The following is a 14375-nucleotide window of genomic DNA, read 5'->3' on the forward strand; positions in this document are numbered from 1 at the left end:
TCCTCACGGACCGATAGAGGCCGTGCGCATGGCAACCAACTGGTTGCCTGCTTTGCGGCAAAAGGCTTTGGCTGTTTTGCCATTGCCCATGGGCAAATCCACCTTGTCGCCTTCCTTCTTGCCCTTGCAAGCCTCAATGGCTTCCTTGGGCACGGCGGTTTTGGCGGCGGCAGGCGCCGCATGGGCGTTGCTGGACAGCGTACCCAGCAACAGGGCACCGGTCATGGCAGCGCCCGACAGCAGCAGGCAACTCATCTCGATGGCTTTCATGCACATTCCCTTTCATCAAAAAGATGGCTCTGCGGGAAAACAAAACAATCTGCAAGAGCAGAAAAACTGGAGTGTGTTTTGCACCTGGCTGCAGAGCCAATGGATGTACTTTAGAAGCCAAATGAGGAGGAAATTGGAGAGGGTCTGAGGAGCTTGTGACAAAGCGCAATCGTGTGCCAGGCCCTTTATTGGCGCGCCTTGCAGGCTGATGGGGCCATGCCCAGGCACACGCAGCTGCGCAAAGTTATGCAAAGGGCTGGCAAAAAATGCTGCGCATCAGGCAGGGTATACAAGCGACGAGGGCGTCTCGTCATCACCATCAGCGCCCGGCTTGCGTGCGGCAATGCGCTGAACCACGCGATCCGGGGCGGTGAGGCGCCCCTGTTCAAAAGCCACGATATGCCAGCCCGCACACACTTGCAGCAGTTCACCAGGCTGAAGCAGGAAGTCGGCCCGCGAAGGCTTGCCAAAGGCTTCGTTGCCTGCGGCAAAGGTCTCGTACAGCAGCAGGCCGCCAGCGGCCACACTGTCCAGAATGTGCGGCCACAGCGGCCGCCACAGGTAGTTCGTCACCACCACGGCGTCAAACTGCTGATGGGGCAGCGGCCAGGGGGCGTTTTCGATATCGGCAACGATCCATTCGCCTTGGGTGTCACCGCGCAACCCATCAATGGCTGCAGCGTCGCGGTCCAGGCCAGTCACCTGCAGGCCCAGTGACTGCATATGGCGCGCATGGCGGCCAGTGCCGCAGGCCACATCAAGCGCCGTTCCGTTCCGCAGAACCAGTGGTGCAAAGCGGGTAATCCAGGCGGAAGGAAGGCTGCCAGAGTGCATTTGCTATTAAAAATGGAGCTTGTTGCGCATAGTGGGCGGGCGCACAATGCCGTTTTTCAAGCTACTAGAAGCAGGCCCACACATGGTCGGCCATTCGCACCATGAATTCGGGCTGCGTGTACAGCATGAATACGGCAGCCAGCACCACCGCAGCCAGCGCCCAGCCGCCTGCTCGCAGCCACAGGCGGCGGCGTGGTGCGAGCGAGGTGGCGGATGGGGTGGTCATGGTGCCGAGTGTACGCCCAGCGGCATTTACGCAATGGCTGTGCTGCGTTTTACGGGGCTTTCCTTGACGGGCAGATTCACGAGGCCCGCGAAGATGCCCAGCGCAATGGCCACGTACCACACTGCGTCATAGCTGCCCGTGTGGTCGTACAGGTAACCACCGAGCCAGATGCCCAGGAAGCTGCCGATCTGGTGGCTGAAGAACACAAATCCCGACAGCATGGACAGGTGCTGCACGCCAAACACCTGGGCGATCACGCCATTGGTGAGCGGCACCGTCGACAGCCACAAAAAGCCCATCACCGCCGCAAACGCATACACCGACCAGGGCGACAGCGGCACCAGCAGAAAGATGATGATGGCCACGGCGCGGATGAAGTAGATGCCTGAGAGCAGGTAGCGCTTGGCCATGCGTTGGCCCAGCGATCCTGCGAGGTAGGTGCCAAAGATGTTGAAAAGCCCGATCAACGCCAGAGAATAGCTGGCCACGTGCGCGGGCAGGCCAAAATCCTTCAGGTAGCTGGGCATGTGCACGCCGATGAACATGACCTGGAAGCCGCAGACGAAATAGCCTGCAGTCAGCAGCAGAAAGCTCGGGTTCTTGAAGGCCTCAGCCACCGCCTGTGCAATGGTTTGCTGGTGGCCTGCGGCTGAAGCCTTCTTGATGGCATGGAAATTGGGCTCGCGCAGGGCAAAGGCCAGCGGCACGATGATCAGTACCAGCAGCGCGCACACCACCAGCGCGTTGTGCCAGCCCAGGCTGGCGATCAACTGGCCTTCGACCGGCACCATGAAAAACTGGCCAAACGAGCCTGCGGCAGCAGCAACGCCCATGGACCAGGAGCGCCTCTCTGGCGGTATCTGCCGGCCGATCACGCCGTAGATCACCGCGTACGTGGTGCCAGTCTGCGCCATGCCGATCAACAGGCCTGCCGTCAGCGCAAACAGCACGGTATTGGGAGCCCAGGCCATGCCTGCCAGGCCCAGCGCATACAGCAGGGCCCCGGCCACCAGCACCTTGGTGGCGCCAAAACGGTCTGCCAGCATGCCGGTGAAGATGCCGATCAAGCCCCAGCTGAGGTTCTGCACGGCCAGCGCAAAGGCGAAGGACTCGCGTGTCCAGCCCATCTCCTGCGTGATGGGTTGCAGCCACAGGCCAAAACCGTGACGAATGCCCATCGACAAGGTGACCACGGCTCCGCCGCACAGCAGGACGCGGGCGATGGACAAATGTTGTGCGTTGTTGTGTTGCATATGCTTAGGCTGTCTCGTAATAACAGAATTGTTACTGCAACGCAGCAAACCAGCTGTCACCCGTATATTGACCGGCCATGTTTCAGGCCCATTTGGGAGTCCAGGAAGGTTTTTGCACGCTCTGGAGCCAATCGTTAACAACTTCTACCTGTTTATTCATACAGCTATCTACAATGGCAGCCGCTAGAATGGAAAGTTATGGCAAGCAAAAACACGTCTACCAGTGAATACGGAGAAGGCTCGATACGCGTCCTCAAGGGACTGGAGCCGGTCAAGCAGCGTCCGGGCATGTATACCCGCACTGACAACCCGCTGCACATCATTCAGGAGGTGATCGACAACGCGGCCGACGAGGCCCTGGCAGGGTTCGGCAAGAAAATCCGCGTCTACTTGCACACCGACGCTTCCATTAGCGTGGAAGACGATGGTCGCGGCATTCCGTTCGGCCTGCACCCGGAAGAGCACGCGCCCGTGGTCGAGCTGGTCTTCACCCGCCTGCATGCCGGCGGCAAGTTCGACAAGGGCCAGGGGGGCGCCTACAGCTTCTCGGGCGGCCTGCACGGTGTGGGTGTTTCGGTCACCAATGCATTGGCCACACGCCTGGAGGTGACGGTGCACCGCGAAGGCTCTGCCGCCACCATGGCGTTTGCCGGGGGGGATGTGGTCGAGCCGCTGAAGGTGCGCGCGCTCACCAGCGGCGACCGCAAGCAGGGCACAACCGTTCGCGTCTGGCCGGATGCCAAGTATTTCGAATCCAGCAACCTGCCCATGGGCGAACTGGTGCACCTGCTGCGCAGCAAGGCCGTGCTGATGCCAGGCGTGAGCGTGCAGCTCACCAACGACAAGACCCGCGACACGCAGACCTGGCAGTACAAGGGCGGCCTCAAGGACTACCTGCTGCAGACCCTGCCTGTGGACCCGGTCATTCCGGTATTCGAAGGCGAGGGCTTTGCTGGCAAGCACGATGACAACTTCGCCGAAGGCGAGGGCGCCTCGTGGTGCGTGGCCTTTACCGAAGAAGGCCAGCCGGTGCGCGAGAGCTATGTCAACCTGATTCCCACCAGTGCGGGAGGTACGCACGAAAGCGGCCTGCGCGACGGTCTGTTCCAGGCGGTCAAGAGCTTCATCGAGCTGCATTCGCTGCTGCCCAAGGGCGTCAAGCTGATGCCTGAGGACGTGTTTGCCCGCGCCAACTATGTGCTGTCGGCCAAGGTGCTGGATCCGCAGTTCCAGGGCCAGATCAAGGAGCGCCTCAACTCGCGCGATGCCGTGCGCCTGGTCTCGGGCATGGTGCGGCCTGCTCTGGAGCTGTGGCTGCACGAAAACGTGGAATATGGCAAGAAACTCGCAGAAATCGCCATCAAGGCCGCGCAGACCCGCCAGCGTGCGGGTCAGAAGGTCGAAAAACGCAAGGGCAGCGGCGTGGCCGTGCTGCCCGGCAAGCTGACCGATTGCGAAAGCCGTGACATCGCTTACAACGAAGTCTTCCTGGTCGAGGGGGATTCAGCAGGTGGCAGCGCCAAGATGGGCCGTGACAAGGAAACCCAGGCCGTGCTGCCACTGCGCGGCAAGGTGCTCAACACCTGGGAAGTGGACCGCGACCTGTTGTTCAAGAACACCGAAGTGCATGACATTGCCGTTGCCATTGGCGTGGATCCCCACGGCCCCAATGACGAGGTTGACTTGAGCGGCCTGCGCTACGGCAAGATCTGCATTCTCTCGGATGCAGACGTGGATGGTTCGCACATCCAGGTGCTGCTGCTGACGCTTTTCTTCAAGCACTTCCCCAAGCTCATCGATGCAGGCCATGTCTGCGTGGCGCGGCCACCGCTCTTTCGCGTGGACATTCCAGCGCGTGGCAAAAAACCGGCGGCCAAACTGTATGCGCTTGATGAGGCTGAACTCAAGGGCATCTTCGACAAGGCCGCCAAGGACGGTGTGGCGCGCGAGAAGTGCAAGGTCAGCCGTTTCAAGGGCCTGGGCGAGATGAATGCCGAGCAATTGTGGGATACCACTCTCAACCCCGACACCCGCCGCCTGCAGCCAATAATGCTGACGCACTCCGACCTGCAGCAGACGCAGCAGGTGATGGGCCAGCTGATGGGCAAGGGCGAAGCCGCCGCGCGGCGCGATCTGATGGAGATTCACGGCAACGATGTGGAGATCGACGTCTGATTCCATTCCTCAACCATCCGATGACTTTGTCGGCTTCGCTCGTCGTGCTACAGCACTGCCTTCGCTTCGCCTTCGTGTATTCGAATGGTGGAGACACGGAATAAGGCAACCACCACCGCTCTAGCACCAAATGGCGCCGCATCAATAGATAAAACCATTGCTGACGCCCGTCTATCAAGCGCAGAAAGCTATCAAAATATGAGTGAACAAACCGGTTTGGACCTGTTGTCCAACACACCGCCGGATGACGGCGGCAGTCTTGATCTGGGCAACTACGCCCAGCGTGCCTATCTGGAGTACGCGCTCTCGGTCGTCAAGGGCCGTGCGCTGCCCGATGTGTGCGACGGCCAGAAGCCCGTGCAGCGCCGCATCCTGTACACCATGGCGCGCATGGGTCTGGGATTTTCGGGGGCCAATGCGGCGCATGGCGCTGCTCCCGCCAAGAGCGCGCGGGTGGTGGGCGACACCATGGGCAAGTACCACCCGCATGGCGACTCGGCCATCTATGACGCCATGGTACGCATGGCGCAGGATTTTTCTCAGCGCTACCCGCTGGTCGATGGACAGGGCAACTTCGGTAGCCGTGACGGCGATGGCGCAGCAGCCATGCGTTACACCGAAGCGCGGCTGGCCAAGATCACCACCTTGCTGCTCGACGAGATCGACATGGGCACCGTCGACTTCGTGCCCAATTACGACGGCAAGGAAGAAGAGCCTGCCCAGTTGCCTGCACGCCTGCCCTTTGCGCTGTTGAACGGCGCCAGCGGCATTGCCGTGGGTCTGGCAACCGAAATCCCCAGCCACAACCTGCGTGAAGTGGCCGATGCCTGCGTGGCGCTGATCAAGAAGCCCGCGATGACGGATGCCGATCTGCACGCCATCGTTCCTGGCCCCGATTACCCGGGTGGCGGTCAGATCATCAGCAGCGACAAGGATATTGCCGATGCCTACCGCACCGGCCGTGGTTCCATCAAGGTGCGCGCGCGCTGGACGATTGAAGAGCTGGCGCGTGGCCAGTGGCAACTGGTGGTGAACGAGCTGCCGCCCGGTGTCTCTTCGCAGAAGGTGCTCGAAGAGATCGAGGACCTGACCAACCCCAAGGTCAAGACCGGCAAGAAAGCGCTGACGCAGGACCAGACCCAGCTCAAGGCCACGGTGCTGTCGGTGCTCGATGGTGTGCGCGACGAGTCGAGCAAGGACGCGGCGGTGCGTCTGGTGTTCGAGCCCAAGACCGGCAAGACGCCACAATCCGAATTGATCACCTGCCTGTTGGCACACACCAGCCTGGAGACCTCGTCATCGATCAACCTGACGATGATTGGCATCGACGGCAAGCCAACGCAGAAATCGCTGCGCCAGATGCTGGAGGAGTGGATCGAGTTCCGCCAGATCACCATCACCCGCCGCTCGCAGCACCGCCTCACCAAGGTGCTGGACCGTATCCACATCCTCGAAGGTCGCCAGCTGGTCCTGCTGAACATCGACGAGGTGATTGCCATCATCCGCGCCAGCGATGAGCCCAAGGCCGCACTGATGGCGCGCTTTGACCTGACGGAGCGCCAGGCCGACGACATCCTGGAAATCCGTCTGCGCCAACTGGCACGGCTGGAAGCCATCAAGATCGAGCAGGAGCTCAAGGAGTTGCGCGAAGAGCAGGGCAAGCTCGAAGACATTCTGGCCAATCCCGCTTCGCTCAAGCGCCTGATGGTCAAGGAAATCGAAAGCGACGCCAAGCAGTTTGCCGATGCGCGCCGTACCTTGATTCAGGAGGAGAAAAAGGCGGTTGCTGAAGTCAAGGTGGTGGATGAACCCGTTACCGTTGTGGTGTCCGAAAAAGGCTGGGTGCGCGCGCGCACCGGCCATGGTCACGAGACCGGCAGCTTCAGCTTCAAGTCGGGCGACAGCCTGTACGGCACCTTTGAATGCCGCACGGTCGACCAGTTGCTGGTATTTGGCAGCAACGGTCGGGTCTACTCAATCCCCGTGGCCGCCTTGCCGGGCGGGCGGGGCGATGGCCAGCCGGTGACCACGATGATGGAGCTGGAGGCAGGCACGCAGATTCTCTACTACTTTGCCGGGCCGCTGCCCGCCAGTCTGCTGCTGGCATCAAGCGCTGGCTACGGCTTTACCGCGCAGGTGGAGAACATGGTTTCGCGCCAGAAAGGCGGCAAGGCCTTTGTCACGCTGGCAGACGGCGATACGCTGTGCCGTCCCTCGCTCGTGTCGGGCACCAATGGCAGCGTCGAGCTGCCAGATGCCACCCATGTGGTCTGCGCCTCGGCGGGCGGACGCATCCTCACGTTCGACATCACCGAACTGAACCAGATGGCCAATGGTGGCAAGGGCCTCAAGCTGATCGATCTGGAGGGCAATGACCGCCTGGCGGGCGCCGCCGCCTACACGCGCAGCATTCGCATCGAGGGCATTGGCCGTGGCGGCAAGGCGCGCGAGGAAACGCTGGAGATCCGCAGCCTGAACAACGCCAAGTCCAGCCGCGCCAAGAAGGGCAAGGCAGCCGACCTGGGCTTCAAGCCGAACGCGGTGTTCCGCGTGGAGTGACCGACGGGGTCGATACGGGCCCTGCCATATTCAAAAAAAAAAGAGAGCTGGCTGCGCGCTCCTGTCAATGATTCCGCTACGAAAATGGTTGGAGATCAAGGATGGGGAGGTGCAGCCGACTTTCTTTTTTTGTGATCGAAAAACCTCAGCCCATGCGATCGTCCGACACAGTTGAAGGCAGGTGCTGCAGGCCCTGACTGAACCAACCTATGCGTTCGGTAGAGCGCACATCCAGCTGCGGTACATAGGGCTTGATGTCGAGCACTGGCGTGCCGTCCAGCATGTCATTGCCGCGAAAGCGAAGCACGTGGCCCTGCACCTGCACCAGTTGCACGATGGACAGGCCGATGCGGTTGGGCCGCGCCGGCGCGCGCGTGGCGAAAACGCCGTGGCTCTCGGTATCCATGAAGGGCACGACTTCGAGCTTTTCCGTCGCCTGGTGCAGATGCGTGAGCAGGATCAGGTAGGCGAAGCCTTCGATGTCACGCAGGCCGGCGGCAAAGGCTTCGAATACTTCCAGTTCACCTTCCGCATCGGCTGCGGCCACGGTCTGGATCGGCATGCCCTGTGTGCTGTGGAAGGGACTGCGGATCGTGCCGATGGGGCGCATGGTGATGATGTCGTTCATGGGTGGCTTTTATTGGCGGCAAAGGGATCGGAGAACTGGGGATTGCTGATGAATGTGTAGTCGGTCAGCGTTTTCAGAAAGGCCACGAGGTCGGACTTGTCCTGAGCCTGCAGGCGGATCTGTGAGATGAGCGGATCCTTGTAGGGGTTGAGCCGGCCGTCGCCTGCATACAGGCCATTGCCCACATTGCGGCCGCCGTCGGCATAGAAGTCGAGCACGGCTTCGAGCGTGCCGATGCTGCCGTCATGCATGTAGGGTGCGGTCAGCTCGATATTGCGCAGGCTGGCTGCACGAAAGCGTCCCATGTCGGTGATCTTTCGGGTGAGTTCGTACACTCCGCGGTTCGGCTCCGGGTAGGCGCCTGTACCTCCGATGTTGAACAGCCCCGTGTTGTGAAACACCGCTGGCGCGTCGGTTGTCGTGGCTGTGCGGAACTGGTCATTGAAGTTCGGGCTGCCGTGGCAGCGCGAGCACAGCGCCTGATCGCCGAAGAAAAGGCGCATTCCCCGCGTCTCCGTATCCGTCAGTGTCACCTGCCCGGCAAGATGGCGGTCATAGCGGCTGTCTGCCGAGATGAGCGTGCGCTCGAAGGCTGCGATGGCCTTGGCAACATGGTCCCAGCTCAGCGGCTCTGGCAGGCCCGCAAACGCTGCTGCAAAGCGTGGCGGGTAGTCGGGATCGCGGCGCAATCGGGCCAGTACCTCGTCGCGGTTGCCGTCATTCACGCCTAGCTCTACCGGATGGACATTGAACAGCGGCGCGAGCAGCTGCTGCTCCAGTGTGGTCGCTGCCGGATCGGCCCAGTTCAGCGTGCTGTGGTAGGCCACATTGGCCAGGGGCTGGGCGTTGCGCGGGTGTATCTCGCCGGTGGAACCACGTGCCAGTGCCCGGTTGTCGGTGAAGGCGCTGGCCTGTGCATGGCAACTGGCGCAGGACTGCGTGCCGTTGCCCGACAACCGGGTGTCATAGAACAGGCGCCGACCCAGCTCCACTTTGGCCGTGTTCATTGGATTGTTTTCAGGCACGACAGGCGGACTCCAGTCGGCTGGAAGACTCCATTGCCAGGGCTCGGTAGCAGGCAACTCGATGGTGCTGCCTGCCGTGGAACCGCCGCCGCAGCCTGCGAAGGTTGTCGCCACTGCCAGGCAGGCGAACATCCAGATCTGCAGGCGTGTTGTACGCAGGGAACGGCCGCATGGTGGGGCGGCGCTATCATGGGGTTGCATCGCTATTCCAAAATATAATAACGATGGTATTTTATTGAATGAATTCAAATCAATGAGGAGCACATGAAAATCATTTCCGCTTTGCGCAACACCTTTGGGCTGCGCCGCTGGTTGCTAGCCGGTATGGCTTCGGGGTTCGTGGCGCTGTCGGCCTGTGGTGGCGGGGGTAGTGACGTGGATCGGGGACCGACCACACTGCCGGTGGCAGCCAAGCTCAATGGCCTGTACTGGGACAAGGCCGAATCCAGGCTGTACCTGACTGACGACACGGCCAACAATATCCGTGTGTGGGACGGCAACCAGTCCTTTCCGGCCTATGCGGCCTTGCCTGCAGCGCCAGCCAGCGGCGCCACGCTGGGACAGTTGACGCGCAGATCTGATGGCGCGTTCTACACCACGCGTTTTGGTTTCGGTACCGATGGCGCAGTCGTTGCCGTTCCCAAGAGCGGCACCGCCTTCAACCTGGAAGGGACGGACCCAAAGCGCCGCCGCATCGGCATCACCACGGCACCTGATGGCGCCTTGCTGGATGGATGGTTCATCAAGGGCGGCGCAGGCGCAGTGAGCCAGCTGAGCATGAACGGCCAACAGGCGAGCGAGCGTGAACTGGTCACCGGCCTTGGCAAACCGGTAGGCCTGGCAGTGGCGGGTGACACGCTCTACATCGGCGATCAGAACAACGGGCAACTGCTGTCGTACTCGCTGAGCAAGGTGCGCGCGCAGCCCGCCGGTCTGGCTGACGGCAAGCTCGTGGCCACTTTCACGACGCTCGATGGTATCGACCTGATGACAGCGGCGCCAGACGGTACGCTGTTCTTCGGCGGCTCAGGCGGCAAGCTGTTTCAGGTCAACCCCAAGGGGGAAACCAGTGTGCTGGCGAGCGGCTGGTCCAAGATCATCGGCGTGGCCTACGACGAGTCCAACCGCCGGCTGTTCGCGGCAGTGGCGGCTCCCGATGCGAGCGGCACGGCGAGCGTTCGGATCGTGCCGGTGAAGTGAGCAGGATATGCCTTGGCCGCTTGCCTTGTCTGGTGCAGGCAGCACGGCTGGGGCCAGAAAGGCAGGCCGGTAGCCTGAAGGCAATCCCGGCTGCCATCACCTTGCAGGCAGCAAAACTCGCAGGTGCTCCACAAACGCCTTCACACCTTGCGGCAGCTGGCGTCCGGTCAGCGTCTGCAATTCGATGGAGCGGGCATTCATGCCGCGCTCGCGGATGGCCGCCGTATGCAGCTGGCCCCGGCGCACGTATTCACGCACGGTTACTTCGCCGCCCAGCGTGAGTCCGCCGCCGTGCAGCACAAATCGCACCAGGGCATCGAACTGGCTGCTCTCCAGCGCCGGTTCAAACTCCAGCCCGCGCTGACCGCAGGCAATGTCGAACAGCTGGCGCGCGGTGTTGCCTTCGTCCAGCAGGGCAATTGGGTAGGGGTGCATCTGCGCAAGCGTCACGCTGGCAAAGCGGGCCAGCGGGTGATCGGGCGGCATGATCGCAATCACGGGCGAGTTCTGGCGGTGTTGCACATCGATGTCGCGTACTGCGGCGCGGCTGTAGGTGAGACCGATGTCGGCGTCTCCGTTGCGCACGGCGTGGGTCACCTCGGCAGGTGATGCGGCAGTGAGCTGAAACCGCATGCCCGGGTGCTGGTTGCGGAAAGTGGCCATGGCATGGGGCAGAAACTCGAAGGCAAACCCGGCGGATGCAACCACGCGGACATGGCCGCGGCGCAACCCGTGCAAGGCCTGGATATCCGACACCACCTGTTCTGCTTCCAGCGCGTGGCGTCTGGCATGGTGAGCGAGCAGCTCTCCTGCGGCACTGGCCACCATGCCTCGTGGGCGGCGCTCGAACAAGGGGGTTTGCAGCACTTCTTCCAGTGATGCGATCTGGCGGCTGACGGCCGATGCCGAAACGTTGAGCCGCAGCGCAGCTTCGCTCACCGAGCCGCTGCGCACCACTTCCAGAAAGTAGCGAATGGCGGTGTCCTGTAGATGCTGAGACGTTCGCATGGCCTGCTTTGCAAAAAACGCAACGATAACCGCAGAAAATTGTGATTGTCGGAAAGTGGATGTTTACCTATGCTGAATTTTCAAGACATCCAGGAGACGGACATTCAATGAGCGAGCACCGTATTTCTGCCAGCTCCGGCATCGTGGAACTCAGCGCCACCCAGCTTTCAGCAGCCATCCATCGCAAAGAGGTTTCCTGCACTGAGGTGCTGCAGGCCTTCTGGGGCCAGATGGATCGGCTCAACCCCCAGGTCAATGCCTTGGTGGCGCACATGCCCCGCGAGCCGCTGCTGGCGCAGGCGCGCCAGCTTGACGAAGAGCTGGCGCGTGGCCACAGCAGGGGCCCGCTGCATGGCTTTCCGCAGGCGCCCAAGGACATTTCACCCGCTGCAGGCATGGTCACTACCAAGGGCTCGCCGATCTTCGCGGGCCAGGTAACGCAGGCGGATGCGGTGGCTTTCGAGCGCATGCGCGCTGGCGGCGCACTGTTTGTGGCTCGCAGCAACTCGCCCGAATTCGGGCTGGGTGGCCACACCTACAACCCTGTCTATGGCACCACGCGCAACGCCTTCGATCCCGCGCGCTCGGCGGGTGGCAGTAGTGGCGGTGCAGCCGTGGCTGTGGCCTTGCACATGCTGCCGGTAGCCGATGGTTCGGACATGATGGGTTCGCTGCGCACGCCGGCCGCATTCAACAACGTCTACGGCCTGCGCACTTCGGTGGGCTGTGTGCCGCACGGGCCGGGGGATGAGGTGTTCTTTCAGCAGTTCAGCGTGGCGGGGCCGATGGCGCGCAATATTCCCGATCTGGCGTTACTGCTGTCGGTGCAGGCGGGGTTTGATGCACGGCTGCCGCTCACGCGGCGCAGCGAGGGCGCGCAGAACTGGGGCGGGGCGCTGTCGCGTGATTTTCGCGGTACGCGCATCGGCTGGCTGGGCGATCTGGGCGGGCATTTGCCCATGGAGCCTGGGGTGCTCGATATCTGCCGTACGGCACTTCAGTCGTTCATCGAAATCGGCTGCAAGGTGGATGAAGTGGTGCCGCATTTCGACATGGAGCAGCTGTGGCGGGCCTGGATCGACCTGCGCAGCTTCACCGTGGCGGGCGCCAATGCAGCGTTGTACGACGATCCGGCCAAACGCGCATTGCTCAAACCCGAAGCCGTGTGGGAGATGGCGCGTGGCCGCGCGCTGTCCGCCATGGACATCTATGCGGCAGCGCGCGTGCGAAGCGCCTGGTATGAGACGCTGCGGCGGTTGTTCGAAACCTACGATTTCCTGATCCTGCCTGCCGCCCAGGTCTTTCCTTTCCAGGCGGAGCTGGACTGGCCCAAGACCGTGGGTGGCCGCACCATGGACACCTACCACCGCTGGATGCAGGCGGTTATTCCCGCCACCATGGCGGGCCTGCCTGCGCTGGCAGCACCTGCGGGCTTCAGTGCGCAAGGGCTGCCTGCAGGCTTGCAGATCATCGGACCTGTGCAGGCCGATCTGGCCGTGCTCCAGATAGGCCATGCCTACGACCAGGCCAGCGGCCATGCGCGCGTAGCGAGTCCGCTGCTGGCTTGATGTCGTGTTTTCAGAAAGCGTATCTTCCAAAGGAGATTTTCACCATGGCCTTGTCCCGCTCCCGCTTCCTCATCTGCATGGCGGCCAGTGCTGCCGCACTGGCGCTGCCGCCGGCCCTCGCGCAGCAGCATTACCCTGATCGGCCGATCAAGCTGGTGGTGCCCTATGCGCCCGGCGGCGCGACCGACATTCTGGGCCGCCTGCTGGCCACTGCGCTGGGCGAGAAGCTGGGCCAGCCTGTGATCGTGGACAACCGCCCCGGCGCCAGTACGGCCGTGGGGGCGGGGCTGGTGGCCAAGGCGCAGCCTGACGGCTACACACTGCTGCTGGGTGCAGGCTCGACGCTGACGATGAACCCCGTGGTGCGCAAGACGCTGCCCTACGATCCGCAGCGCGGCTTCACCATGCTGGGCGTGGTGGCAGACATGGGGCTGGTGCTGGTGGCCCACAATGAGGTAAAGGCCAATACCTTGCAAGAGCTGGTCGCTGAATCGAAAGCCGCGCCGGACAAGTTCTCGTATGGCACTTTCGGCGCGGCGTCATCGGTGCATTTTGGCGGCGAGCTCCTCAAGTCCGCCACGGGCTTGAGCATGCTGCACGTGCCCTTCAACGGCAGCTCGCCCAGCCTCACCGCGCTCATGGGCGGACAGGTGCAACTGGCCGTCGATACGGTGGTGGCGACCTCGCCACTGATCAAGTCGGGCAAGATCAAGCCGATTGCCGCACTGGGAGCCAAGCGGCTGGCCCTGTTGCCGCAGGTGCCGACGGTGGCCGAGAGTGGCTACCCGGGTTTTGACATGAGCACCTGGTTCACCTTCATGGCGCCAGCCGGACTGCCTGGGCCAGTGCAAAAGAAGCTGGAGCAATCACTGGCCGATGTGATGGCCGTGCCCGAGATGCAGCGCAAGCTCGTGGACATTGGCCTGACACCCGCCTGGGGGCCGGGTGCGGCACTGCGCGAACGTGTGGAGCGCGAACTGCCGCTGATGCGCGAAGTGGCGCAGCGGGCCAATATTCAGGCAGAGTGAGTGCCTGCAGCGGAGTTGAGGATCGGTATCAAAAAGATAGCTGCTGGCGCATATGCAGAAAGCGCTGGCAACCATTTTTGGTTTTCAGCAGATCAGGCGACCTGTGCGTGGAAGGCCTTGTTGGCGATCTTCCAGCCTTGCTCGGTCTTGAGCAGCACGAAATAGTCGGTGAAGGTGACACTGCCGTGCACCAGCGTGACCTTGGCGCTGGCCGCCGTGCCCACGATATCGAGCGTATCGATGGTGCGGCGGCGCGTGGCTTCGTCGATGGCGGGGGTGTTCTTGAAGCGCTGGCAGTAGGTATCGAGGTCCCACGATGTCAGGGGGCCTTCGCGCACGCTCTCCAGCCGTGCGGTAGGCATGAAGGCGGCGCGCATGTGCTCGGCACTGTCTTCGGCATGGCCTCGCATGTACAGCTCCAGCGGCACGCGCACGGCGGCCTCTTCGGGGTGGCTGGTCAGGCGGGTGGCGGCGTTGTTCATGGTGTTGTCTCCTCGGAAATAGTTCGGAAATCGGTGGGAAATCTGCCGCAGGACCGTGAACACGGTCCCGAGAGGCGCTCATACAGGGCAGTACGGCGCCCTGCGGCAGGTATGCGAAG

13 protein-coding genes are annotated in these 14375 nt (G+C 62.3%); 5 read left to right on the forward strand and 8 right to left on the reverse strand.

Going from position 1 to position 14375, the window contains the following annotated elements; translation table 11 throughout:
- Window positions 1–3: 3 nt before the first annotated feature.
- The 4 genes from LAD35_RS05590 to LAD35_RS05605 all read right to left on the reverse strand — a co-directional run bounded on the left by LAD35_RS05590 (window position 4) and on the right by LAD35_RS05605 (window position 2583).
- Complete coding sequence (locus tag LAD35_RS05590; protein WP_224151721.1) at window positions 4–270, reverse strand: hypothetical protein; 267 nt, start codon at window positions 268–270, stop codon at window positions 4–6.
- Window positions 271–546: 276 nt separating this feature from the next.
- A complete protein-coding gene (locus LAD35_RS05595) occupies window positions 547–1104 on the reverse strand; it encodes a class I SAM-dependent methyltransferase (protein ID WP_224151722.1) in 558 nt (185 codons plus the stop codon).
- Window positions 1105–1168: 64 nt separating this feature from the next.
- Entirely contained in the window at window positions 1169–1330 is a 162-nt protein-coding gene (locus LAD35_RS05600) for a hypothetical protein (RefSeq protein ID WP_224152873.1), read from the reverse strand.
- 26 nt (window positions 1331–1356) lie between these two features.
- Window positions 1357–2583, reverse strand: a complete 1227-nt coding sequence (locus LAD35_RS05605) for an MFS transporter (RefSeq protein ID WP_224151723.1) — start codon at window positions 2581–2583, stop codon at window positions 1357–1359.
- A 198-nt stretch (window positions 2584–2781) separates the two neighbouring features.
- Between LAD35_RS05605 and LAD35_RS05610 the strand changes: the two genes are divergently transcribed.
- On the forward strand, window positions 2782–4758 hold the full coding sequence (locus tag LAD35_RS05610) for a DNA topoisomerase IV subunit B (protein WP_224151724.1): 1977 nt from the start codon (window positions 2782–2784) through the stop codon (window positions 4756–4758).
- Window positions 4759–4956: 198 nt separating this feature from the next.
- Window positions 4957–7317: a DNA topoisomerase IV subunit A gene (gene parC, locus LAD35_RS05615; RefSeq protein WP_224151726.1), complete on the forward strand. Its 2361-nt coding sequence runs from the start codon at window positions 4957–4959 to the stop codon at window positions 7315–7317.
- Window positions 7318–7462: 145 nt separating this feature from the next.
- On the opposite strand, the gene tsaA is transcribed toward parC, so the two are convergent.
- Complete coding sequence (gene tsaA / locus LAD35_RS05620; RefSeq protein ID WP_224151728.1) at window positions 7463–7945, reverse strand: tRNA (N6-threonylcarbamoyladenosine(37)-N6)-methyltransferase TrmO; 483 nt, start codon at window positions 7943–7945, stop codon at window positions 7463–7465.
- Complete coding sequence (locus tag LAD35_RS05625; protein ID WP_224151729.1) at window positions 7942–9171, reverse strand: methanobactin export MATE transporter MbnM; 1230 nt, start codon at window positions 9169–9171, stop codon at window positions 7942–7944. The genes tsaA and LAD35_RS05625 overlap by 4 nt, the downstream gene beginning before the upstream one ends.
- 63 nt (window positions 9172–9234) lie before the next feature.
- Here LAD35_RS05625 and LAD35_RS05630 point away from each other — a divergent pair, with 63 nt between their 5' ends.
- Entirely contained in the window at window positions 9235–10170 is a 936-nt protein-coding gene (locus LAD35_RS05630; RefSeq protein WP_224151730.1) for an NHL repeat-containing protein, read from the forward strand.
- Between the two features lie 96 nt (window positions 10171–10266).
- On the opposite strand, the gene LAD35_RS05635 is transcribed toward LAD35_RS05630, so the two are convergent.
- Window positions 10267–11178, reverse strand: coding sequence for a LysR substrate-binding domain-containing protein (locus LAD35_RS05635; RefSeq protein ID WP_224151731.1), 912 nt, complete (start codon window positions 11176–11178; stop codon window positions 10267–10269).
- Between the two features lie 107 nt (window positions 11179–11285).
- Here LAD35_RS05635 and LAD35_RS05640 point away from each other — a divergent pair, with 107 nt between their 5' ends.
- Both LAD35_RS05640 and LAD35_RS05645 read left to right on the forward strand, forming a co-directional pair.
- Window positions 11286–12746, forward strand: a complete 1461-nt coding sequence (locus LAD35_RS05640; RefSeq protein ID WP_224151732.1) for an amidase — start codon at window positions 11286–11288, stop codon at window positions 12744–12746.
- Window positions 12747–12790: 44 nt separating this feature from the next.
- Entirely contained in the window at window positions 12791–13774 is a 984-nt protein-coding gene (locus tag LAD35_RS05645) for a Bug family tripartite tricarboxylate transporter substrate binding protein (RefSeq protein WP_224151733.1), read from the forward strand.
- 92 nt (window positions 13775–13866) lie between these two features.
- On the opposite strand, the gene LAD35_RS05650 is transcribed toward LAD35_RS05645, so the two are convergent.
- Window positions 13867–14256 carry a nuclear transport factor 2 family protein gene (locus tag LAD35_RS05650; protein ID WP_224151734.1) on the reverse strand — a complete coding sequence of 130 codons (390 nt, stop codon included), beginning with the start codon at window positions 14254–14256 and terminating at the stop codon, window positions 13867–13869.
- Window positions 14257–14375: the final 119 nt, after the last annotated feature.

Origin of the sequence: Comamonas odontotermitis (assembly GCF_020080045.1) — a bacterium.
Lineage (GTDB): Bacteria > Pseudomonadota > Gammaproteobacteria > Burkholderiales > Burkholderiaceae_C > Comamonas > Comamonas odontotermitis.